Raw genomic sequence first — 22,770 nt, 5'->3', positions numbered from 1 at the left:
ATTTCGTCCTTATTTTAGGGAGGAAGTTAAATGGATATGCTTGATCTTTATAGTGATTATTTAATTTGTCAGAACAAATATGCGACAGCCACCGGATTATCTGATTTGGTTGATGGAGCATTTGCGCATGACAAGGTGACTCGATTTCTTCGTTTTGAGTCTTTTGATTCAAAATCCCTTTGGCGCTATGTAAAAAAGCCAGTGAGGTCGCAAGAAACGGTTGGTGGTGTCTTAATACTGGATGACTCCATCGAAGAGAAACCCTACACGGATGAGAATGAAATTAATTGTTGGCATTACTCTCATGCTAAAGGGAGCGTGCTCAAAGGAATCAACATCTTGTCATGCATGGTTCGCTATGCTGACTTCAGTGTACCCATAGGGTATGAGGTGATTAAAAAAGATGTTGCCTATTGTGATATTAAAACCAAACAAGCCAGAAGAAAATCATCGGTTACCAAAAATCAATTATTTCAAAACCTGATTACTCAGGCCATTACCAATAAAGTGATGTTTGATTATGTGCTTGCAGACAACTGGTTTGGCTCGAAGGCCAATATGGTTCACATCCATAAAGACCTTCAAAAATCGTTTATCATTGGGATTAAATCTAACCGCACGTTAGCTTTATCTGAAAACGAGGCCAAAAACGGACGGTACCAACAAGTAAGAGCTTTAGAATTAGAAGAGGATGTAGCCCACACAGTCTGGCTTAAAGGCCTAGACTTCCCCGTGAGGCTCCTGAAAAAAGTGTTCAAAAACGAAAACGGTTCAACAGGAATTCTCTATCTTGTTTCTAATGACATGCCAAGTAGTGCCGAACGTCTTTATGAAGTGTACCAGAAACGGTGGCGGATTGAAGAGTATCACAAATCAATTAAGCAAAATGCAAGCTTAACCAAGTCGCCCACTCGAACCGTTAAAACTCAGTGTAATCATATTTATGCTTCTATTATTGCATACTGCAAGCTGGAATTGTTGAAGATAAAAACTCAATTAAATCATTTTGCCATTAAGTACAGATTGATCCTTAGAGCAAATCAGCTTGCATGGCGGGAGCTTAAAAATATGGCTGCTTAAAATAGATCGTGCGTAACATGAGTTATTAATTGCCTTTCGTTTAGGTGGTGAGTTTATTCCAAGCCTTGATGAAGGAGATATTGCCATGCATGCGATGCGAATTCCTGGCACCAGTTTGACCCAGGCAATTACGATGCAGGATTTGGTCGAAAAACGAGTCAGGGAGTTCCCTGAGGTAAAAACTGTTTTTTCCAAGTTAGGGACAGCAGAGGTGGCTACTGATCCTATGCCTCCGAATGTGGCTGATACGTTCATTATTTTAAAGCCGCGTAAGGACTGGCCTAATCCTAAAAAAACGAAGCAGGAATTAGTACAAGAAATGGAAAACGCTGTAAAACAAATTCCGGGGAATAATTATGAATTTACCCAACCTATTCAAATGCGCTTTAATGAACTTATTTCAGGAGTTCGTAGTGATGTGGCGGTAAAAGTCTTCGGTGATGATATGGATACCTTGTTAAAAACAGCGGAAGCGATTAGTGCTCAATTAAAACAAATACCAGGAGCGGCTGATGTGAAGGTCGAGCAAGTCAGTGGATTGCCTCTATTAACCATTGAAATTAATCGTGACTCCTTGGCGCGCTATGGGTTACAAATAAGTACGGTTCAAGATGCAATAGTGATTGCCACGGGGGGCAAGAAGGGTGGGGAGCTTTTTGAGGGGGATAAGCGTTTTGATATAGTGGTACGTCTGCCTGAATCGTTGCGAACTGATCCGAACGTGTTGCGCCAAATATTTATACCGCTACCTCTTGCCAAGGATGGAGAGCAGCACTTTATTCCTATAAGTGAGGTCGCCTCATTGGTTCGTAGTGAAAGCCCAAACCAAATCAGTCGCGAGATCGGAAAACGACGCGTGGTGGTTACTTCAAACGTTAGAAATCGGGATTTAAGTTCATTCGTGAACGACGCTAAACGGCGCATCGATGAAAACGTTAAAATACCTTCCGGCTATTGGGTAACCTGGGGTGGTCAGTTTGAACAGCTTCAATCTGCCTCACAGCGATTACAAATCGTAGTCCCCATCACGTTATTAGGTATTTTCTTATTGCTCTTTATGAGTTTTGGGCGAGTAATGGATGCACTCTTGGTTTTTACAGGAATACCTCTCGCACTAACTGGTGGTATTTTTGCTTTGTGGTTACGCGGGATCCCCTTATCTATCTCTGCAGGTGTTGGGTTCATTGCCTTATCCGGCGTTGCTGTACTCAATGGTTTAGTCATGATTACCTTTATCAATAAACTCCATGAAGAGAAGAAATTCTATTTAAAAGATGCAGTGTTGCAAGGATCGTTGGCGCGTCTAAGACCTGTATTAATGACGGCTTTGGTCGCCTCACTAGGTTTTGTGCCCATGGCGCTTGCGACGGGAACTGGGGCTGAGGTCCAAAGGCCTCTTGCTACGGTGGTCATTGGCGGAATTATCTCTTCTACCTTTTTGACCTTATTGGTTTTACCGGGCTTATACTATGTTTTTCATGAACGACGTACAAAGGGTAAGCAAGCAAAGAGATAAAAGAAAAAATATCTAATTATCTTCGTTTAAAAAATTAGGAACACTAAGGTTCGTGCACAGTTTAAGGGTGTTTCTTTATATAGGGTATTCATGAACTATATTAATATCACAATTAGTTACAGATCCCATTATGATGATTAGTAAAATTAGTAATATAATCGAACGCATCTGAGTTGAATAAAGTGATATAAAAAATGCAATTCACGGACAGAGACTGGTGTCTGCAAGAGTTACCTGAACAAGTTGATTATAGTTGGTTGTTAAGATTAATGAAGGTCTGGCTCGAATCAGAAGATCTACCATTTAATATGGGTGTTTTAGCGACAGTAGATGAAAATGGATTTCCTAGAAGCCGTACAGTAGCTATTCGTGAAATAAACGAACATGGGTTGCTTTTTTTTACCCAGCTGGGTAGTGCAAAAGTAGCACATATTTCAGTTAATCCCTATGTTTCTTTCACTTTTATGTTACCGAAGACGCAAAGACAAGTTACTGTTTTTGGAAAAGCAAGGCCAGTTAGCGAACAAGAAAATTTAAAAAACTGGGAGACTTATGACCAAGAGCGAAGGTTGCGTTTTTTAGTTTATGGGACAAAGTCCGGACAATTGATCAATAAACCACAGGAGTTAGATGAAGAGTTGATTGCTTTAAAAGAGCAATATAAAAAAAATCTTCCAGAAAGGCCTCGTGAATACGTGGGTTATATCATTATTCCTGAGGTGATAAAATTTTATCAATTAAATGAACATCGGTTGTCGGATTCAATAAATGCAAAACGCATCGATGAAACCTGGACTTTACAGCGGTTTGTTCCTTGAGGTGAACATTGAGCACCAGGGGCGAGGTAATTTTTAATGTTGAAATCCAGACAAAAATTTTAAAATCTGTTGCTTCAAATAGGATAAATTAAATAATGAATTTATTTGTAGTGTATATTGGTGGTTCCCACCCGAATTCTTTAATCGAACTCCATGATCTCCGCTTTATAGTCGCTAATTCTATTGAAGATACCTATGATGCTCTTAAAAAAAGTTGGTGGGGTATCCCCAAAAGTTTGCATATAGATGCTTGGGGTATTTTAAAGTATGCAGATGGATATAGCATTCAAATTTCACAGGAGCCGTCAGAAGATAGTGATAATAAATTATTTTTCGTAAACCTGGGCGGTTACGATAAGAAGCAATTTACCGAATTACATAAAAATATTTTTGTAGTTGCTGCTAATGAATTTGAGGCGAAACAAAAAGCATTAATACAAATTGCTGACTGGCAGTCCCCGCATCGCGATTATTTATATGAGGTTGATCATTTACTTAATATTCATTCATTACTTAAACATGAAGGTTATTACTTACGTTTAAGTAGGCAGGTCGAGCCTAAGCCGTTTGAGTTTACCTGTTGCTACAATCCCATTGGCAGAAATTAACCCATTTAAACCTGTGATTGCAGAGCGTCAGGGCGCAAGCTTCTGACATTTCATTATCTATTTTGGAAGTGCGATCTGATTATGACCCGCATGTTTTAATTCAGCATGCGTATAACGTTTAGGATGCCGCTAATATTATTTGCACAGCATGGGTATTTTTAATATATTTGCTGAATATCTATAACAAGGATCCGTATGTGCATTAGATCTCACCGCTGTATATGCCACCATTTGGAAAAAGTCATTAAGCAAGATAATAAAAATGAGTTAAAGGCAATTTTTGATACGACTTATATTGATGAGCTTTATGATTTTTTACGAGACGCCTATCGATTACTCCAAATCGAGGGCAATTATAAATTTGCCGCAAGCATGAATAAATTAGTAAAAACCTATCTTTTGGAGAAATCTCCAAGATCAATTAATGTGCAGAATGAACAGGTAAAAAAAGACTTCATGGATTTATATGATGAAAGGATTGATGATCTTAAAGCAGCAAAACGATTGCTTCATGAGAAATTAACTTTGTTAATACAAGATGTTCAGCACCTTGCCTATCAAAACCTTTCCCATATCGATTTCTTTAGGAATTGCCTCGAAAAAGTTGATAAATCCAATGCTATTGCCCAGGAGGATAAAAAAGCGCACCACAGGAGCGGATGCATTATTCTTTAAAAAGACCTCATGGATTAACTGAGGTTTTAGCCTAACGATCGCCTAGAGCTACAACTCTTTCCAAATGGAGTGTCGTCAATTAGAATAGTCCTCTTTTATATTAAGAACATCAATGCAAAGGAATGGTATTTTATCCTGTTTTTTAACAGGAATGTTTATTTTCTCATGGTCTACAAAGGGGAGTTGTGCTCTAGAACGTGATTTTCAAACCTGGTTCAATATTACTGCAATTGGTGAGACTCACAGTAACAAGAAATTTATAAGCCGTCTACGATATTGGTTGGAAAATCAAGAGCGTTTCGGGGATGATAGCAGTCGTTTTTCACAGATTTTATTACGTCCAGGATTAGGCTATGCATTCACAGATAATCTAAGCATCTGGATTGGATATGCCTGGATTTATACAGGGAAACCGAACACGCCTAATCCTTTTGAGGAGGATCGTATTTGGCAACAATTGTTATGGACTAAAACGAATAAATATTTAACGTTTACCAGTAGAACCCGTACAGAACAGCGCTTTTTAGAAAATAATCCCAAGACAGCCTTTCGTTTGAGACAACTGATTAAAATTTCAGTTCCTTTCAAGCATTTTAATAAAATGAGTTTTGTTACAAGCGATGAAGTTTTTTTTCACAAGAATAATTTTGTAGGTACAAACAGCAGTGGTTTTGATCAAAACCGATATTTTGTTGGATTAGGTTATAAAATAAACCCATTGTTAAACACTGAAATTGGTTATATGAATCAGTATATTCGACGTTTTGGTGTTCCAGATTTTTTAGCCAATATAGTATCCTTAAATTTTTTCCTAAATTTTTAGTCGGCTTGCCAAAACAACTTATTCGAAAGCAACATAATGCAGGACCTGAGTTCTTCAGTGGATTACTTCAGATGGGAAGTTCTGTTTATTAGAATGGCTAATCCATTTAATGAACTTCCCTAATTTTGTACAAAAGGATTTTTCTTTAAAATTGGACATCTACCTTAGTCAATCTCCACAAAAGGTAGACGCAGCCCCCCAACTTATTGGCTACCAAAAATGATTCCATTAGGTCCTGCAGTTTCACCTCCACTCGATCCAAACATGGTTACTTCGGTTACACCTAGAATGGAAGGGAGAAATAATAAAGCAGCAGAAATAAAGACCATAGCAATTGGCGTTCCAATTGGAATTTGAGTCGGGTTATCTTTGTGCTGTTTAAACTTCATAATAGCTCCAATAGAGAATCCCAAGCCTGCCAAGTAAGCACCCGCAGTAATTAATTTAGCCAGACTAGTAAATGATCCAGTAATGTTTGAGGCCATTTGCCCTAAAGACACTACAGTGTTTGCAGCTGCATGGTTGCTTACTAATGTTAGTAATGTAAGTAAAGCAATAGTGCTTAACCCGCATTTAAAATCAGATGGAATCTTACTTTTCACTTCTTATTCTCCTAAAACTAAATTTAACCAAAACTCCGGGCAAATACTGAGTTGGTATGCCCTAAATATTTAAATGTAATCATGAAACTTCAACGACACCGCGATTTGTTCCTTAATGAGTACTTTTATCAGAAGAAGCTTAGAGATGATGTTTTAGCATCCAAAATTTCTTGAGCTTTTTCAATGTCTGCCTTGTACTTATCGACTAATACGCGGATATCTTTTTGATTTTCTTGTTCCATGGCTCTTGCTAGGGCAATATCCTTTGTAGGAAATTCAGACTCATCATCGGTTACATATTTTTCAAGAAGAGGCCTAAGAGTTGATTGATCTGCTCCTAGCCAGCATAATGTATTAAAAACACCTTGTGGCTCCATCTGATTATTATAAAAAGCCCAGTCCAAAGCCGTAAAACCATTACTACTTTTGTTGTTAATATCGGCCCCGAAGTTATTAATTAGCAACTCAACATCCGCAACACTTCCTTGGTGAGCCGCTCTTCTGAGGGCGACATTTTTATCCTTTGTTTTGTATCTCTTTAGAATGCTATCCAGGGTAACTGAAGTGCTACTCGTTGTTTGGCTCATTCCTGTATTATAGATACTGCTTGACGATACTTTGCGATCAGAATCCGATTGCACAAAGAATGAAAAAAATTGTCCAACTAGAGAAGAGTTCTCAGATGAACGAAATTTTTTAAACTCATCGTCTATAGAATCCGCCAAAGCTAAAGTCTGTCGGCTTAATAGATCAAGTTCAGAATCATTTTGATCAAAAAAAGCCTTGAGCTCAGATGGAATATCAGCATTATCCACTTTATAGCGTTCCCTAGTTTGAAATAGAGAATAAATTTCACTGAAAGTTCCCATAAATTCTGTTAATTCTTTAAATGAAGATTTATCAACTTGCTTATACATGAGTTTTGAGAATTCCACCATTGCTTTTAAATCACTCAGTTTCATACCATTATTCTCTAGAAAAAATAGGATGCAATAATACGAAATTATGATGTTAATGGGAACATTGATCGATTGTTGTTGCCGAGACAAGCTTTCCAGCCCAGTCTACGCTTGCTGCACAGGTTATCGCTTAAATTTGGAATTGAAGCTGCGACTTTATTTTTCTAAGTAAAAAATAAGTTTAAGTTCCTGCAGCTTAAAATTAGAGATAATTTTAAGGCTTTTTAAGAGTAAAAGTGAAAACTATTTATCAAGTATCTTATTGTTTTCAAATAAAATATCTTGATCCTATTTTACCTTGACGAGTCATTTTTAACATTGGATACTGACCCCCATCTTTTATCTCACATAAGAGTTTTGTTATATGACTGCGCTCCTGTACTGGCAATATTGGCTAATGAAGATGAAAAAAGAAAAGCATCCTCATCAAAGGAAGTGGAAAATACTGAACTGAAACTATAGCGTGAAAGCCAGCGTAAGCTGGGCTGAAAAACCTAGCAAATGCTTTTATGGATTGGATGATACTTTAATATTTAAAAATATAAATAAGGGTAGAAATGTTTGGACTATTTTCTAAAGGAAAGAAAAAAGCTAACGATAAATTTGATCTCGAAGCTCAACCCCTAATCTCCAGAGAAAAGGAAGAGAAGGGGGAGATTGAAACCTCAATGGTGCGTAAGCCTGATTATCCTGAAATAGAACCTATTGGAGAACATGACCTTTTATTAACTGAACTTAAATTCCGTCAAATAGATCTAAACCGTTGTATTGAGCTTATTAAAGCGGGGCCTAAATTAACGAGCGGTCAAAAATCGAGTATAAAAATGGTAGTAACTACTACTCTTTTAAGTGGGGCTTGGGGAGGAGGCTATAGTTATTTATTATATGATTTTATTACTCGATTCATAAAAAAATCACAGCTTGAGGATCTTTGGAAAAATTTAGTAGTAAGTACCAATGCTGGTACAAATTCTACCTGTTATGCACTCAATGGAACCCTCATGGATCCCAACTATTCGATTGTTGATGAATGCAGTCGTCACAATGATTTGAGACCGGGTGAGTGCATACAATTGCATAATGAATATTGTTCAGAAGCGATGCTCTACTATACTCTTCCTGAAGCTATAGGTGTGACACTTCTCGGAATTATTTTTCTCTTCCTGTTATATCTTCTATTGCTTGCCCTATATGAGTTATTGAAATCCTGTCGACAAGACATTCATAGCCTCCAACTTGATCAATGTTTGAGTGATGGAACTCTTTTTCTTCTTAAATTTTATGCGGAAGATCATATTTGTATTAGAAAAAGTATGACAACAAGAGAGGTAATGACTAGGCTAGAGCATAAAATAGCTGAGGATGTGACATTTATCAGATACTGTTTAGAATTAAAAAAACATGCTCATTATCTTTTCTATATAAGCAATAGGTTAATTGAAATAAATGGGATCGAAATACCTTATGAAGTAGCAGAGTCGATTTTTCTTGATGCGACTAAACATATAAATATCACAGATATAGAAAAAACAAAGAAAAATGAAGATGCATTTGAAGGAGAAAAAGAAAGAGGCTGGGAAAAAATTCAAAATAACTCCTGTGAAACGGGTCAATATTCATTGAAGAAGGATACAAAACTAAAAACAGAGCTTTTCGCAAGATTTTTTAGCAGAGCAGTAGTAGTTCCTGAAGTTGATTCCAAAAATCACAACATCATTGAATCTAATATTTTACAAGTATTTAGATAAAAACCAGCTAGGCTAGGTTATTGGAGCTTGGGCATAAGGTGAGGGCCGCTTAACTGCCCCTGTTCTTTTGTATCACAAGAAATCACTTCTATAATAATCTGGGGCATGAAGCAGCGCCCATTTAAATTATGAAAAACTCTTTTAATTTCCACATAGATTCATTTACCTTAAGGTCAATTCACTATATGATGTCACGCGGTTATCAATAGTAGATTAAAGGAGACAGTATGAGTTTTTTTATTAGCGATGCTCTGGCTGCAGCGGGGACTACAGCAGCGCCTCAAGCAGATGGAACTTTTTCGCTCGTTATGATCGCTGCTATTTTTGTGTTGTTCTACTTTATGCTTATAAGACCTCAAAATAAAAGAGCAAAAGAACATCGTGAATTAATAAGCCGTTTAAAGAAAGGTGATGAAATCGTTACTTCAGGTGGTATTTTAGCTAAAGTAGTTAGTCTGGATGACCAATACATCAAGATCAGTCTTGCAGAAGGTGTTGAGATTAATATACAAAGAGGCGCAGTAAGCACTGTATTGCCCAAAGGCACTTTAAAATCGCTTTAAATAAAGTCATAGGGACACACGGAAATGCAAAATAAATATCCTCTATGGAAAAACCTAATGCTGATTGTTATTGCAGTCGTTGGGTTTATTTACGCCATACCCAATTTGTATACAGAAAATCCTGTAGTACAAATTTCGTCTGAAACGCCTGTAGATTATGATGAATTAAAGAATCAGGTAGAAGCGCTCTTACAAAAAGATAAACTACCTTTTCAATCAATCATCGCTCAAAGCGAAGCGGTTGAAGTCGTTTTTTCATCTACTGATTCCCAGTTATTAGCTCGCGACGCCATTAAAAATTCTTTAGGCTCCCAATATACTGTAGCCCTGAATTTGGCTCCTTCTACACCCAATTGGTTGGACTCTATTCGTGCTGCACCTATGAAGCAAGGTTTGGATTTACGAGGCGGGGTGCACTTTCTGTTAGAAGTTGATGTGGACAGTGTGATTAGCCGACGTTATGAAGGGATCATGAAAAACATTAGCCAAGAATTGCGAGATCTTGGTATTCGTTATACAGGTATTCGTTATATAGCAGATAAAGGCGTTAGTTTACATTTCCGTGATAGTGAATCTATGAATAATGCCTATATAGGTTTAAAGGAAAAAATTCCTGATCTTGTTTTCGCAAAAAGTAAAACAGATAATGAATTTATGGCATCGATTACACCAGTCGAATTGAACAGCATGCGTCAAAATACAATTGAGCAAACAATGAGTATTTTACGCAACCGAGTTAATGAGTTAGGTGTTGGTGAAGCGGTCGTTCAGCAACAAGGAGCAACCCGTGTCGCTGTTGACTTACCTGGAATTCAAGATGCGGCCCGTGCAAAACAAATTCTTGGCGGAACAGCAACCCTACAATTTTACTTAGTGGATCAGGATAATGACCCACAAATTGCCAAGCAAACAGGAGCTATCCCTGTCAATGATAAATTACTCATGATGGATGGACGTCCTATTTTGTTAAAGAGACAAGTGGTATTGAGTGGTGATTCAATTACTTCAGCAGTTTCTAGCTTTGATCAGCAAACAGCAACTCCAGCAGTACAAATACAACTTGGTGGGGGTGGTGAAAGTCTGTTTACCAAAGTGACTCGCGAGAACATTGGCAAACGGATGGCTATTGTTTATGTTGAAACAAAAAATAGCATACAAACTGTCAATGGAGAGGAAAAAAGGATTACCCATAGAGAGGAGCGTGTGATTAGTGCTCCAGTGATCCAAAATGCTTTAGGAAACAATTTTCAGATTACTGGACTCGCCGACAGTAAAGAAGCAAGTAACTTGGCTTTATTGCTCAGAGCTGGAGCCTTACCTGCTGCCATCTATCCTATTGAAGAGCGCACTGTAGGTCCTACTTTAGGTAAAGAAAATATTCGTAGAGGTATTGTTTCTTTACAAGTGGGAATGGGCTTAATTCTGATCTTGATGCTGGTCTATTATCGACTTTTTGGTCTCATTGCTGATATTGCATTGTTACTTAACCTGGTATTGCTTTGTGCTTTATTGTCTGTGATCGATGCCACATTAACTTTGCCTGGTATCGCGGGAATTGTATTGACAGTGGGGATGGCTGTCGATGCGAACGTATTGATTTACGAACGCATTCGAGAAGAACTGCGTCATGGATTATCACCGCAAGCTGCAATTTATGCAGGATACGAGCGCGCATTTGCTACCATTCTTGATGCGAACGTAACTACATTAATCGTAGCCATCATTTTATTTGCTGTGGGTACAGGACCCGTACGCGGATTTGCTGTAACTCTTTCTTTAGGGTTGATCACCTCCATGTTAACAGGCATTACTTATACTCGGGCTATTGTAAATTGGTATTATGGTGGTAGAACTGTTAAGAAATTATCTATTGGTATTTAAGGCGGGGCTCAGATGGAATTTTTTAATCCAAATTCAAATGTGGACTTTATGGGTGCTCGTCGTTGGACGGCGATATTCTCCATATTGATCTTTGTGGTTTCTATAGGTGCTTTAGCAATTCATGGCTTAAAGTGGGGTCTTGATTTTACAGGTGGAACCCAAATTGAAGTTTCTTATTCTTCTGCGGCAGACTTGCCCTCGATTAGAGAAAGTCTGAGTAAGGCAGGATTCAAAGAGGCTCAGGTTGTGAGCTATGGAACCTCTAAAGACGTACTAATCAGCATTGCCCCTCGGGAAGATAAAGAGCAAGCACGTCTAGTAGACCAAGTTATGAGTGCTCTTCCAGGTGCTGTAAAACAAAGAGTGGATTTTGTCGGGCCACAAGTAGGGCAAGAATTAGCAACTAAAGGTGCCCTTGCGGTTGTTGTCTCCTTACTAGCAACAATGATTTATATCGCCATGCGCTTTGAGTACCGACTTGCAGTGAGCTCTGCGGTGGCACTCATCCATGATCCAGTATTGATATTAGGTATCTTTGCTTTTTTTGGCATTGAATTTGATTTGAAAGCACTGGCAGGCTTATTGGCGGTAATAGGTTATTCTCTAAATGATACCATCGTGGTTTTCGATAGAGTTCGTGAGAATTTTGTTAAGGTACGTCGTGCCACATCAATCGAAATTATGAATATTTCGATAAACCAAACTCTATCACGAACCATTATGACTTCAACATTGACGCTTTTTGTTGTGCTTGCCCTGTTTATCTATGGAGGTGAAGCAATCCATGGATTTTCTCTGGCGTTGATCATTGGTATTGTTATCGGTACTTATTCTTCGATTTATGTTGCTGGGGCTTTGGCTGTAGCAATGGGGCTTGATAGAAAAGACTTCATGCCTAGCCAACGCAAAGAAATTGATAATCGTCCTTAAACTACTTTGCTGGGTGCAGATGCACCCAGTTCAATGCGTACTTCCATTTAAACCACTTAAACCAAGCTAAAGGTATCCGATTCCGCTTCCTCGCTTTTACTTCCTTGCTCGGGTTCTTGTTTAATCTCTGGCTTTTCTTGTGTCTGCGTACGACTTGCTAATTGTTTCTTTAACTCCTCGATAACTTCAGGAGGAATTTGCATTGGTTTTTGTGATTCTTTTACTTCTTCACCTTCAATGCGAATTTCACCCTTTTCAGTTATTTCAAGGATTTTTTTAGTACAACCTTCAGGTAATGCATTTTCAGGAACTAATTGAACCGGTATGCCCGCAATAATTGTTGCACCATCAGCAATACGTATTCCATCTATTGGAGCAAGCTCTGGTATTTTGCTGTAATAATTGCTTATTAGCGAGCAAACGGACCAAAGTAAATTGTATGCGGCATCAAAAGGAAACCCTATACCAATGCCTACTCCTTGCCCTAAATATCCTGCTGCTGTTCCCATTAAATGGGCCAAACTGATAGTACAAAATGAAGTGAGGAGCCTTGTGGCAATTACGGGTGCAAAAAGAGCGACACCTGTTGTTCCGGCAGGACTAAAAATTAATAAAGTACTCCCGACGAGAGCGGTTAATTGAACTCTAGGTGATATTGCGGTGGTAGAATTACTTACTCCCTCGGCCAGGACGACACCTACAGTAGCTCCTACATAAGAAAAAGCTGCTCCAAATAAGGGTTGGGTAAATGAAATAACAGGAAAGTTTCTGACTTGATCCGGAACTTCCTTTTTATGGCACATCTCTTTCAAAAATTCAGCAAAATCATTCCATTCTTTTTCAGTAAATGGCTTATGCCCATCTTTTCCTAATGCTATATTGGCATGCTCAAAGGCACTTGGCGTTTTAAGGAGCCGCTCTGCGGTCAAATAACACGTTTCTTTATCTTCATCATCCAGGAAGTTTTCAGTAGTTACTCCCAAATTGTCTTCGATGATTCGGTACAAAGCAGAATTTCGTTTGGAACTGCCAATTTGAGATTGCACAAACAAACACGCTGCAATCATAAAGCGTTCTGCAATGATGTATGCTTGTCGTTGCAGAGGTGTTTTTATGTCTTCCTCATGGAGTAAGTGAACTTTAAGCACCGCTTTTACTTTTTCTAAAAAGGCAACTTGTTTACTACGGCTGACAACATCAGTCCCACCAAAAAAAACGGGTGTGCCTATCATTGAAGGCTTTGCATTCAAATCAACATGCCGTTCTGCTTCATAATCCTTACGTAAATGGTCAAACTTAGCGATACATCCAGGTGCAAGAATAAAGTGCATGATATCCCCCGTCCATTGGCATTCTTTTTGCGTGATACGCGTAAATTCCTTTTTTGTATATTTTATCTTACTTCGTAATTGTATAATTGCAATGTTATTTGGCTATTTTTTACTAAATTGTTTCAATATGTTGAAAGTTTTTATTTTATTTACCAATTAACCTATTGAAATGATGCATTTTTTCAGGATTATGATACTTTTAAGCTTAATGACTATAGTTATTGTATGTGGTGTGAAGTACATAGGCTCGTCATCCCGCATAGCGAGGTTTTTCCGCGCTGCAATATCGTGTGACGATGGGAAATCCTTTGTTATGTTCAGGGTGAGGGTAGCTTATGCGTTACTCCGCCCTAGCTCCATTTTACAGGAATAGATAAGGTGAGTGAATCGATGAATGATGTGAAAAATGTGAGTTTCACGGAAAGGCTGAAACATTTGTTTATGCTTCTTCGAGTGTCTCACTGGGCTAAAGCAGTCTTTGTGATGCTTGGTTTTTGTTATACACCGACTCCTGGATATTTTATTCCGGCGTTACTTGCTTCTTTAGCTTTTTGCCTAATTTCAAGTGCTGTTTATGTTTATAATGATATTGAAGACAGAACCGAAGACAGCTTGCATCCTCACAAACGACATAGGCCTATAGCGAGTGAGAAAGTTTCTGTATCTGAAGCGATTTTCATGTTGTTTTTATTGCTACTGACTGGACTAACTTTGGGATGGCTGATTTCGAAGAAACTGGCTATTATTCTTTGCATTTATTTAGTAATTAATGTCGCCTATAACCATCTATTCAAGCTCATTCCTATCATTGACGTGCTTTGTATTGCCGCAGGATTTATGCTGCGCGTATTAGCTGGAACTTTGGGTATTGGATTACCTATTTCTACTTGGTTAATTGGAGCAGCAACCTTACTTAGTCTCTTTATTGCTTTAAATAAACGGCGAATGGAGATGCAGTTAGGATTAAAGCATGCTACTCGCAAAGTGTTGAAGAAATATAATCCTCTAGTCCTTCATTGGCTGATTGTAGCAATAGGATTTAGCAGTTTTATTACTTATGTTTTCTATATTATCTATGCTCGTGATGAGTCATTTTATTTTATGTTAACAGTACCCTTTGCAGCAATTGCATTGTGGCGTTTTGCCTGGCTGGCAACGCAAGATATTGAAAATGATGATCCCGTTATTGTTTTTTTAAGTGATCGATTGTCACGAATCAATCTTTGGTGTTTTGTCGTCTTGACCTTTATGGCTTTGGCTCAATGAAACCTCGGTTTCAATGGTATGACAGCATTCTTATTGTATTGTTTTTCTATCTATTTGTTTTGCAAATACAAGCAATCTGGCCGTTTACCATTGACGATATGTTTATCTCGTTACGTTACGCCAAGCATTGGGCAGCAGGAGAGGGGCTTTTATGGAATTTGCATGCTCCTCCAGTAGAAGGTTATTCCAATTTTAGCTTTGTTGCTTTAGGGGCTTTAACACTTCTGTTCAAAGGTAATCCTGTGGTTGTTTTAAAAATGGCAGGATTAATAGGTCTTTTTATTACCTGCTGTTTCATTTATTTAATGAGTCGATTTTGGTTTTCACAACGTGAATCACTTTTGCCTTGTATGGGGCTGTTACTCTATAAAGGGCAAATTATATGGGCTACCAGTGGTTTGGAAACCACAGTATACGAAGCCCTCTTATGCGGAACCGTCTATTGTTGTTTCAAAGGCATGGGGTATCGATTTGCGCCTAACCCACGCGGAGTCGCAATAAATGCTTATTTCATAGGTGCTGGGATTTTGCTTGCACTTGCTGGAATGACACGACCAGAAGCTCCTGCATTCATGGTTTTATTTTTTATTTTAATGTATTGGGATAGACCAAGGGAGGAAATAAAACACTACCAAGTTGGGGTTTTGCTTTTTTGTATTACGCTGGTTTTATTCTATGGCTCTTATTTTGTTTGGCGTCTCATTTATTTTGGATTTCTATTCCCCAATTCAGTGTATTGTAAGGGATTATCTAAAGCATTTACCTTTGCTTTGGATCTTCACTACCTTAAATTGATTTGGCCTCTAGCTCTTTTAGCTATGCCAGCTTGTATTAAGGCTAAAGATAAACGCCATTATTTTTTATGGTTACCTAGTCTTGCCTATCTCATTATGTTGGCCAATTCAGATCCTGTTGTAGCTTTTGAAAATCGGCTTTTTTTACCTGCTTTTGCTTTGCTCCTTCCTTTAGTAGTTCAAGGAATTAGCACCCTCGTATATGCTTACCGAGGCAAAAGAGATTCTACTTTCAGATTACTTTTTTATTTAAGTTCTTTGGTCATTTTAGGCCTTTTAATTCCAAAAATGAGTTTGGCAGATTATCGCTACTTCAGTCAAAATCCGGTTCGAGGAGAGCTGTTACGCAATAAAATTGTAGATTGGTTAAATAACCATGCTTCAACTGGGGATTGGGTTGTTTTGGCGGACAGTGGATTAATTCCTTATGCCAGTTCGCTCAATTTTATTGATTCCTATTGTCTAAATAATTTAGAAATGACCCACCATACTTCCCAGAATATGTATCAGCACTTTTGTGATCGCATTTGGCAAAAAAAGCCCCAAATTATCATTTTAACTTCACTTACCAAACACGGAAAAATTATCTATACACCGAGTGACGCTTGTTTGAAAACACGGTTGAACAAATATCACTATAAACTCAGTGTAACCTATGAGAGTAGTAGTTCCGATTCGATATATCGTTATGAAGTATATGAAATTATTCTTCCATCTAAAAAGCAATAGTTTTATCTAAGGTTTTCCAGGGGTTTCTATTTTTTGACATGATAAATGTAGAAATATAGTGTACTATTTCGCTAGTAATAAAAATGAGTGAAGGATTCTCGTATGATACAAAAGATGTCAGTATTTTTACAAAAACTGTATAAAAAATTACCTGTTCTTTTGTGTGATTTACTCGCTATTCCGGTAGCATGGTATGTTGCATATTGGTTGCGTTATAACATGCAGCCGTTTCCTAAAATAGTGACTTCGACTCATTCAGTTATTGGTTTAACATTATTGACAGCAATCCAGGTTGCCTGTTTCTTTTATTTTAAAACATATCGTGGTTTATGGCGCTTTTTTTCGTTAAATGATGTGGTGAGAATTTTAAAGGCTACGTTGACTGCTACGATCTTGGGAATTCCTGTTTTGTATTTAGTGTCAATGCTTCACGAAGTTCCCCGTTCCGTATTTCCCTTATATTGCATGATTTTAACTACTATTCTGTGCAGCTGCAGGATGTTGCGGAGGATTTATTGGGACAAGCAAGCCAGCAGTAATAAATCAGTTGAATTGAAACGAGTGCTTATTATTGGTGCGGGGATGGCTGGTGAAGGTCTTGCTCGCGATTTAAAGCGCTCCAAGCAATACATTCCTGTCGGTTTTATTGATGATAACCTGGCAAAACGGGGTTTGGAAGTTCATGGAGTACCTGTTTTAGGAACTACGAGTCAAATTACTCAGCGCGTCAATGAGCATGCAATTGATTTGATTTTTATTGCGATTCCCTCAGCAAGCTCTTCAGTGATGCGACGTATTGTAACGTGTTGTGAAGAAAGTAAAACACCTTTTAGCACACTTCCAAGTCTTAATGCTTTAGCTTCTGGAAGAGTGGAGGTTAATGCACTAAGGCCGGTTAACATAGAAGATCTGTTAGGCAGGGAACAAGTTAACTTGCAATGGGATAAGTTAACTGCGGGCATTGCTGGAAAACGAGTATTAGTTACTGGCGGGGGAGGCTCCATAGGATCAGAGTTATGCCGACAAATTTTAGCGCTTAAGCCCAAGAGCTTAGCAATTATTGAAAACTGTGAATTTAATCTGTATCAAATTGAACTGGAATTAAAACAAAACTTTCCAGATATTTCTATAGAATTCATGTTGATGAGTGTTACTGATGAAGTAGCAGTAAATCATTTCTTTGTGAATTTTCAACCTGAAATTGTATTTCATGCCGCGGCTTATAAGCATGTACCTCTTTTGCAAAATCAAATACGTGTTGCGGTGATGAATAACGTGCTCGGAACCCAGGTTGTTGCTAGGGCTAGTGTATCGGTAAATGTTGGAAAATTTATTTTGATTTCTACGGATAAAGCTGTGAATCCGACCAATATTATGGGAACTACCAAGCGTGTGGCTGAAATCTATTGTCAGAACTTAGATGGTAGGTCTAAGACTCAATTCATTACGGTCCGTTTTGGAAACGTTTTGGGCTCGGCTGGAAGTGTCGTTCCATTATTTCAAAAACAATTACTAAGCGGGGGCCCGATCAAAGTAACTCATCCTGATATGCAACGATATTTTATGACAATACCCGAAGCATGCCAGTTAATTTTGCAAGCCATGGTTAACGGAAAAGGTGGAGAAATTTTTGTTTTGGATATGGGCGAACCCGTTAAAATCAGCTACTTAGCAGAACAAATGATTCGTTTGGCAGGGAAGGAGCCTGGAAAAGACATTATGATTGAATACACGGGATTGCGTCCAGGAGAGAAGTTATTTGAAGAGTTGTTCCACGAATCAGAACAATTGGCTCCAACCGAACATGAAAAATTATTCAAGGCAAAATTTCGAGAGCTAAATTGGGACGAACTAATCCAAACAATGCGCCTGTTGCATTCAGCATGTGAAGAAAATCAGGATGACGAGTTATTTATTTTATTAAAAAGCTTAGTTCCTGAATTAAATACAACCAGCGCAGTGCCAATATCCTAATTGGTTGATGAGTATCGTTTGTTTTATTGTATTCATTGATTGAGAAGAGGTGTTCATGACGATTGTTTCTTATGATGATTTTGCCAAAATAGATTTACGTTCTGGTACGGTGGTTAAGGTTGAAGAGTTTCCTCGCGCTAAGAAACCTGCTTATAAGGTTTGGGTGGATTTTGGGAAGGATATCGGCATATTACAAACCTCTGCTCAGGTTACCGTACACTATACGCCAGAAACTTTATTGGGTCGCTCTGTGGTTGGATGCGTCAACTTAGGTGAAAAAAATATAGCGGGCTTTACTTCTCAATTTTTATTAGTTGGATTCTCTGATGCTAATGGAGCGATATGTCTCATAACAACCGACCCCAAAGTCCCTAATGGAGAAAAGTTGCATTAGTTACAAATTAGTGTGAAGCCTTGGTAAAGCATGCGGAGCCCTGAGTTTTGAGCATAAAGGGCCATCATTATTAGGTTACTAGCAAGTATCTATTCTTTTTGGACTATGATTGTTCCGTAAAGGATATAGTGTTTTATGGGTGCTTATTTTTTCTCAGCATTTCCTATATAGGTCTTATTGTTTTGGTCTAAAAGAAAACAAGAAGATTTCATTTTTTGACCACAATTGATCAATTAATGATCACATAAGTTAATTTGTGTTAAAATATTTTCCAAGTTTTGAATTGGATAATTCATATGTTAAGAAAAGCAACCTCCAAAGATTTTGCTGCATGGAAAGCAATTTACATGCAATCCAGTGTTAATCCATTTATGGCATATGGCTCTGTGAATGAATTAGATGACGACTTTGTAAATATGATACAAAAAAGCACTTTATATGTTTACGAGGATAATGAACAAAATATTATTGGTATTTGTCGATTAACCCCTTTTTCGGGCGATTCTCAGCATGTGGTGGAAATTAATTCCTTTGCGATCAGTGAAGGGTATCGTGGTAAAGGACATGCGCAAGTAATGCTAAGCGCTATTATAGAGGAAATTAAAAAACAACCCCAAATTATACGTATCCAATTGAGTGTCGAAGGAGATAACCCCGCAGCACAACATATTTATCAAAAAGCAGGATTTGAGTTAGAAGCCATTTATGATGATTGGTTTCGACGTTATGAAGGTACTCATCAAGAGAAATGGTTCGTTCCAGAAAATTTCATGGTAAAATTCATCAATAAACCGCAAGTAAAACCCTTAGATTCAATTCACTCACCACAACATCAATGCGTTCACTGCAATTTACGTAAGGCGAAAAGCGTTGATTTTCAAAAGAGCTATGACTTATATCAGAAGAAACAACAAAGTCTTGGGCTTAAAGCAAAATCCCATGAAGATTTTTTCTCTGATTTTTCCGAGTTTCTGGGTAGTGGTGATTTATACGTATATGAACATAATGATGAAATAATCGGCATGTGCCACCTGGCTCCCTACAGTCAATACAAACGTTTGCATCATAGTGCAGAAATTGATTTCTTAATTATGGAACCGTTATGTCAACCAGAAGCTATGTCTAGCTTTTTAAAGAGTATTAAAATAGAACAAGTTGATAAAGGTATTAAGCGGATAGAAGTGGCACTTTTAGAAGGAGATAGTAATTCAACCGAAGGAATCAAACAGGCAGGTTTCGAAGCTAAAGGAGAATTGTCAGGAATCATCAAGCATCCCCAAGGTCATTATGTTAATAAACTTCTCTTCGAAAGCAGTTTATTTGGTATAAGTGATGCTATTGAATTTATTAAAACATGTCATTTTGATACTAAGAAAGAACAAAAAATTATTAAAAAAATAGAAATTCTTAATACTTTAACGGGTTTAAAAAATCTCAATTTTGAAAATCAAATTTATCAAACCATAAAAAAACATCGTGACAATCCTGAGGAAATTTTGAATTTTTTATCCAGTATGATGCCAGCTCAAGGTATGAGCTTTTTTTCAAATTATCCAGTTGATTCAGTGATTACGCCTATTCCTACTTCAGAGGTATTGAATTATGGGCAGGGGGTTTCTTCTTAAATTTCATTGCCAGTTTGGGCTGGATATGCGGTAAACCCCCATAAACTAACACGCTGCCCTGGCTTATGACATCCTTCATTTGAAGCTTCTATACATCCCTGAAAAGCGAGTCGAGCCTGGCTCTCCGAAGTTGCGCAGCTTGTCCTCGATATTCAATAGCGTACCCTAAAACAGGAGTCCCGGGGCTAACTGGGAACAAGTCGTTGTCGGGCGTGGACAGAGAGGTGAGTAAGAGACAGGCGCTTCACCACAACACGCCACATATTAAACTGGGGGAAAAAGATCCTGAAACTTAACACGAGTTTTAACGTGAAGCGCTTTTTTCCTTTTCTTCGATAAATCAAAAATCTTATAGATTATGATGGGAACTACAAAGCTCACCATGCCTATATAGAAAGCAAGTTTATAGGTGGGATCTTTATTCAATACCAAGAAAAACAAAGCAATGAGCATGAGTATAATGGCCAAAATGCCGGTATAGGGTGAATAGGGAGTCACATAGCGCAGATTTTCGGTAGTGTATCCCGCTTGGTATAGTCGATTTCTAAAGCGAATTTGTGATGTGCATAAAGAAATCCATGCCAATGTGCCGGTAAATCCGGATACTAGAAGTAGGGCGATATAAAGTTTTGTTTGTCCAAAAAAGTAACCTACACCTAAAAGAATCCAGATGAAAATTAAGGTTGCGATAACCGCATTTTGAGGTACTGAATTATGATTGAATTTAGCAAAAGTGTGCGGTGCCATGCCATCACGTGCCAAGGCATTTAATGCCCGCACCGTGCCATAAAATCCGGAATTAGCACAAGATAAAGTCGCACTTAGGGTCACAAAGCTGGTCACAGCCCCAGCCCATTTTAGATTGTAAAAGTTTAGTGCATCAGCAAACACGGAATTGGATAAGCCTGCTTTTTGCCAGGGAAAAATTAATACCAAACAAAATACGGGGATGATATAGATAAAAAGAATTCTTAACGTTACATTTCGAATGGCATGAGGGATCATGCGCGCAGGATTTTCTGATTCTCCAGCAGCAAGGCCAATGATTTCGGAGCCTTGGTAGTTAACCAATAAAAGAACCATAGCGGTCAATAAGGACATGGTGCCATTAGGAAGAAGCCCACCATCACCAAAGATGTACTTGGATCCAATAAATCCACCCGATTCTGAGCCATTGATGAGACCAAAGAAAATTAGGATAGCTAATATAACAAAGCCAAATAAAGCTAAGATTTTGATTAAAGCAAGCCAAAATTCGATCTCCCCAAAAGTATCGACTTTAGCAAGATTGATGTAAGTAATAAGTAAACCAAAGCAAACAGCCCATACATAACCATTTACCCCAGTAAACATCTCCATGATTATCCCCCCTGCAACGCATTCGGCAGGGATGTACGCCACCCAACTGATCCAATAAGACCATCCTACGCCACAAGCAACTGATGGGGAAATAAAATCAGCAGTATAGGTAACAAAGGAACCTGAGATAGGAATTGCTACCGCAAGCTCACCCATGCAAAGCATGGTTAGAAAAATAATCAATCCGCCCAGGATATAAGCTAAAAATACAGCAGGGCCAACCAGGTTAATCACTTCACCTGTGCCTAAAAAGTAACCCGAGCCGATAATTCCCCCCAAGGCTATAAGTTGCACATGACGGTCTTTCAATCTTCGGCTATAACCACTGTCTTTAATGGGTTTATCTATTGCTATCTTGCTCTTTTTCACGGACTGTTTGTTTCTCACAGGTTGTCATATTTTTGGGTGACGCTATGTTATATTCATCTTTAATAATTTAAAACTAAATTTTTTCTATTTACACTAAATTTTTTAGTAAATGGATAGAAAAAAATAATTAGGGCGATATTATAAATCATTTTTTACCTGTTTGAATATCTTTTAACTAAATTAATAAAAATTATTACAGGGCAATCCTGAGTTTCAATATTAATAGAAGAGCATTTCAATAAAAAAGAATATAATTCCTTTTTTTTTATAAAAATATTAATCTCAAACGATGCGCACAGTTGCATCATCATTTAACTTAAGTATACTTTTCCTTGAGCCGCTGTAGCTCAGTCGGTAGAGCAGTTGATTCGTAATCAAAAGGTCGTGTGTTCGATTCACATCAGCGGCATTGTAAAATCAATGAGTTACAACAATAAACCAAAATTCCCAAGAACTTTATATTAAAAACGTTCCTCTAAACATTCCTTTTGGTGCTTTGCTTAAATGCTTTTAAGTTGTTTTGGTTGTAAATTATACAAAAAGTAAAGCCTCTTCTATTATTTCAAGCAACTGGAGTAAAAATAACCAAAAGGCATTTTCAAAATTCTTGCGCGATAAAAATGTGAATAAATATAATACATAAAGGCCTATGTTGATTCATTTGTTAGTGCTTCAAAAAATAAAAAAGGTTTTACTGTCAGCACTACTATCTCTTTTGTCACCTTT

18 protein-coding genes, 1 tRNA gene and 1 pseudogene are annotated in these 22,770 nt (G+C 37.9%); 16 read left to right on the top strand and 4 right to left on the bottom strand.

The window, feature by feature from the left end:
- The first annotated feature begins 30 nt into the window (after positions 1 to 30).
- The 6 genes and pseudogenes from OQJ26_RS05300 to OQJ26_RS05275 all read left to right on the top strand — a co-directional run bounded on the left by OQJ26_RS05300 (position 31) and on the right by OQJ26_RS05275 (position 5,520).
- The gene (locus OQJ26_RS05300) at positions 31 to 1,080 is read left to right on the top strand and encodes an IS701 family transposase (protein ID WP_265701959.1); all 1,050 of its coding nucleotides are present in this window, start codon (positions 31 to 33) and stop codon (positions 1,078 to 1,080) included.
- Positions 1,081 to 1,102: 22 nt separating this feature from the next.
- Positions 1,103 to 2,596: pseudogene (locus OQJ26_RS05295) on the top strand (CusA/CzcA family heavy metal efflux RND transporter); the annotation flags it as partial.
- A gap of 194 nt (positions 2,597 to 2,790) precedes the next feature.
- Positions 2,791 to 3,414 (top strand): pyridoxamine 5'-phosphate oxidase family protein, encoded by a 624-nt coding sequence (locus tag OQJ26_RS05290; protein WP_265702859.1) that lies wholly within the window; start codon positions 2,791 to 2,793, stop codon positions 3,412 to 3,414.
- Positions 3,415 to 3,509: 95 nt separating this feature from the next.
- Positions 3,510 to 4,022: a DUF1543 domain-containing protein gene (locus OQJ26_RS05285; RefSeq protein ID WP_265702858.1), complete on the top strand. Its 513-nt coding sequence runs from the start codon at positions 3,510 to 3,512 to the stop codon at positions 4,020 to 4,022.
- A gap of 195 nt (positions 4,023 to 4,217) precedes the next feature.
- On the top strand, positions 4,218 to 4,697 hold the full coding sequence (locus OQJ26_RS05280; protein ID WP_265702857.1) for a hypothetical protein: 480 nt from the start codon (positions 4,218 to 4,220) through the stop codon (positions 4,695 to 4,697).
- Between the two features lie 112 nt (positions 4,698 to 4,809).
- A complete protein-coding gene (locus tag OQJ26_RS05275; RefSeq protein ID WP_265702856.1) occupies positions 4,810 to 5,520 on the top strand; it encodes a DUF2490 domain-containing protein in 711 nt (236 codons plus the stop codon).
- Between the two features lie 203 nt (positions 5,521 to 5,723).
- Here OQJ26_RS05275 and OQJ26_RS05270 read toward each other — a convergent pair whose 3' ends face one another.
- Positions 5,724 to 6,122, bottom strand: a complete 399-nt coding sequence (locus OQJ26_RS05270; RefSeq protein WP_265702855.1) for a type IV secretion protein IcmD — start codon at positions 6,120 to 6,122, stop codon at positions 5,724 to 5,726.
- Positions 6,123 to 6,250: 128 nt separating this feature from the next.
- Complete coding sequence (locus OQJ26_RS05265; protein ID WP_265702854.1) at positions 6,251 to 7,084, bottom strand: ankyrin repeat domain-containing protein; 834 nt, start codon at positions 7,082 to 7,084, stop codon at positions 6,251 to 6,253.
- Between the two features lie 554 nt (positions 7,085 to 7,638).
- Here OQJ26_RS05265 and OQJ26_RS05260 point away from each other — a divergent pair.
- From OQJ26_RS05260 to secF, 4 genes are all read left to right on the top strand, one after another.
- On the top strand, positions 7,639 to 8,829 hold the full coding sequence (locus OQJ26_RS05260) for a hypothetical protein (protein WP_265702853.1): 1,191 nt from the start codon (positions 7,639 to 7,641) through the stop codon (positions 8,827 to 8,829).
- Positions 8,830 to 9,056: 227 nt separating this feature from the next.
- Positions 9,057 to 9,392 (top strand): preprotein translocase subunit YajC, encoded by a 336-nt coding sequence (yajC, locus tag OQJ26_RS05255; protein WP_058387535.1) that lies wholly within the window; start codon positions 9,057 to 9,059, stop codon positions 9,390 to 9,392.
- Between the two features lie 24 nt (positions 9,393 to 9,416).
- Positions 9,417 to 11,273 (top strand): protein translocase subunit SecD, encoded by a 1,857-nt coding sequence (gene secD, locus OQJ26_RS05250; RefSeq protein WP_265702852.1) that lies wholly within the window; start codon positions 9,417 to 9,419, stop codon positions 11,271 to 11,273.
- Between the two features lie 12 nt (positions 11,274 to 11,285).
- Positions 11,286 to 12,203, top strand: a complete 918-nt coding sequence (gene secF, locus OQJ26_RS05245) for a protein translocase subunit SecF (protein WP_265702851.1) — start codon at positions 11,286 to 11,288, stop codon at positions 12,201 to 12,203.
- 56 nt (positions 12,204 to 12,259) lie between these two features.
- Here the strand turns inward: secF and OQJ26_RS05240 are convergent, their stop codons facing one another.
- Positions 12,260 to 13,534 carry a hypothetical protein gene (locus OQJ26_RS05240; protein WP_265702850.1) on the bottom strand — a complete coding sequence of 425 codons (1,275 nt, stop codon included), beginning with the start codon at positions 13,532 to 13,534 and terminating at the stop codon, positions 12,260 to 12,262.
- A 390-nt stretch (positions 13,535 to 13,924) separates the two neighbouring features.
- Here OQJ26_RS05240 and OQJ26_RS05235 point away from each other — a divergent pair, with 390 nt between their 5' ends.
- The 5 genes from OQJ26_RS05235 (at position 13,925) to OQJ26_RS05215 (ending at position 20,316) form a co-directional block, all read left to right on the top strand.
- Positions 13,925 to 14,800 (top strand): decaprenyl-phosphate phosphoribosyltransferase, encoded by an 876-nt coding sequence (locus tag OQJ26_RS05235; protein WP_265702849.1) that lies wholly within the window; start codon positions 13,925 to 13,927, stop codon positions 14,798 to 14,800.
- Positions 14,797 to 16,323 carry a protein LphB gene (locus OQJ26_RS05230; protein WP_265702848.1) on the top strand — a complete coding sequence of 509 codons (1,527 nt, stop codon included), beginning with the start codon at positions 14,797 to 14,799 and terminating at the stop codon, positions 16,321 to 16,323. Before OQJ26_RS05235 ends, OQJ26_RS05230 begins: the two co-directional genes overlap by 4 nt.
- A 102-nt stretch (positions 16,324 to 16,425) precedes the next feature.
- Positions 16,426 to 18,297, top strand: a complete 1,872-nt coding sequence (locus OQJ26_RS05225) for a polysaccharide biosynthesis protein (RefSeq protein ID WP_265702847.1) — start codon at positions 16,426 to 16,428, stop codon at positions 18,295 to 18,297.
- A gap of 55 nt (positions 18,298 to 18,352) precedes the next feature.
- Positions 18,353 to 18,691 carry a tRNA-binding protein gene (locus OQJ26_RS05220; protein WP_265702846.1) on the top strand — a complete coding sequence of 113 codons (339 nt, stop codon included), beginning with the start codon at positions 18,353 to 18,355 and terminating at the stop codon, positions 18,689 to 18,691.
- 296 nt (positions 18,692 to 18,987) lie between these two features.
- Positions 18,988 to 20,316, top strand: a complete 1,329-nt coding sequence (locus OQJ26_RS05215) for a GNAT family N-acetyltransferase (protein ID WP_265702845.1) — start codon at positions 18,988 to 18,990, stop codon at positions 20,314 to 20,316.
- A 264-nt stretch (positions 20,317 to 20,580) separates the two neighbouring features.
- On the opposite strand, the gene OQJ26_RS05210 is transcribed toward OQJ26_RS05215, so the two are convergent.
- Positions 20,581 to 22,044 carry an amino acid permease gene (locus tag OQJ26_RS05210; protein ID WP_265702844.1) on the bottom strand — a complete coding sequence of 488 codons (1,464 nt, stop codon included), beginning with the start codon at positions 22,042 to 22,044 and terminating at the stop codon, positions 20,581 to 20,583.
- A 336-nt stretch (positions 22,045 to 22,380) separates the two neighbouring features.
- On the opposite strand from OQJ26_RS05210, the gene OQJ26_RS05205 reads away from it, so the two are divergent.
- A tRNA-Thr gene (locus OQJ26_RS05205) sits at positions 22,381 to 22,453 on the top strand.
- Positions 22,454 to 22,770: the final 317 nt, after the last annotated feature.

Source organism: Legionella sheltonii (assembly GCF_026191355.1).
GTDB lineage: Bacteria > Pseudomonadota > Gammaproteobacteria > Legionellales > Legionellaceae > Legionella > Legionella sheltonii.
This window is presented reverse-complemented; position numbering and strand designations above follow the sequence as displayed.

Bases quoted from the DNA above. Each gene is read 5' to 3' on its own strand.
- OQJ26_RS05300 (WP_265701959.1), top strand. From the start codon at position 31: ATGGATATGCTTGATCTTTATAGTGATTATTTAATTTGTCAGAACAAA.
- OQJ26_RS05290 (WP_265702859.1), top strand. From the start codon at position 2,791: ATGCAATTCACGGACAGAGACTGGTGTCTGCAAGAGTTACCTGAACAA.
- OQJ26_RS05285 (WP_265702858.1), top strand. From the start codon at position 3,510: ATGAATTTATTTGTAGTGTATATTGGTGGTTCCCACCCGAATTCTTTA.
- OQJ26_RS05280 (WP_265702857.1), top strand. From the start codon at position 4,218: ATGTGCATTAGATCTCACCGCTGTATATGCCACCATTTGGAAAAAGTC.
- OQJ26_RS05275 (WP_265702856.1), top strand. From the start codon at position 4,810: ATGCAAAGGAATGGTATTTTATCCTGTTTTTTAACAGGAATGTTTATT.
- OQJ26_RS05265 (WP_265702854.1), bottom strand. From the start codon at position 7,084: ATGAAACTGAGTGATTTAAAAGCAATGGTGGAATTCTCAAAACTCATG.
- OQJ26_RS05260 (WP_265702853.1), top strand. From the start codon at position 7,639: ATGTTTGGACTATTTTCTAAAGGAAAGAAAAAAGCTAACGATAAATTT.
- yajC (WP_058387535.1), top strand. From the start codon at position 9,057: ATGAGTTTTTTTATTAGCGATGCTCTGGCTGCAGCGGGGACTACAGCA.
- secD (WP_265702852.1), top strand. From the start codon at position 9,417: ATGCAAAATAAATATCCTCTATGGAAAAACCTAATGCTGATTGTTATT.
- secF (WP_265702851.1), top strand. From the start codon at position 11,286: ATGGAATTTTTTAATCCAAATTCAAATGTGGACTTTATGGGTGCTCGT.
- OQJ26_RS05240 (WP_265702850.1), bottom strand. From the start codon at position 13,534: ATGCACTTTATTCTTGCACCTGGATGTATCGCTAAGTTTGACCATTTA.
- OQJ26_RS05235 (WP_265702849.1), top strand. From the start codon at position 13,925: ATGAATGATGTGAAAAATGTGAGTTTCACGGAAAGGCTGAAACATTTG.
- OQJ26_RS05230 (WP_265702848.1), top strand. From the start codon at position 14,797: ATGAAACCTCGGTTTCAATGGTATGACAGCATTCTTATTGTATTGTTT.
- OQJ26_RS05225 (WP_265702847.1), top strand. From the start codon at position 16,426: ATGATACAAAAGATGTCAGTATTTTTACAAAAACTGTATAAAAAATTA.
- OQJ26_RS05220 (WP_265702846.1), top strand. From the start codon at position 18,353: ATGACGATTGTTTCTTATGATGATTTTGCCAAAATAGATTTACGTTCT.
- OQJ26_RS05215 (WP_265702845.1), top strand. From the start codon at position 18,988: ATGTTAAGAAAAGCAACCTCCAAAGATTTTGCTGCATGGAAAGCAATT.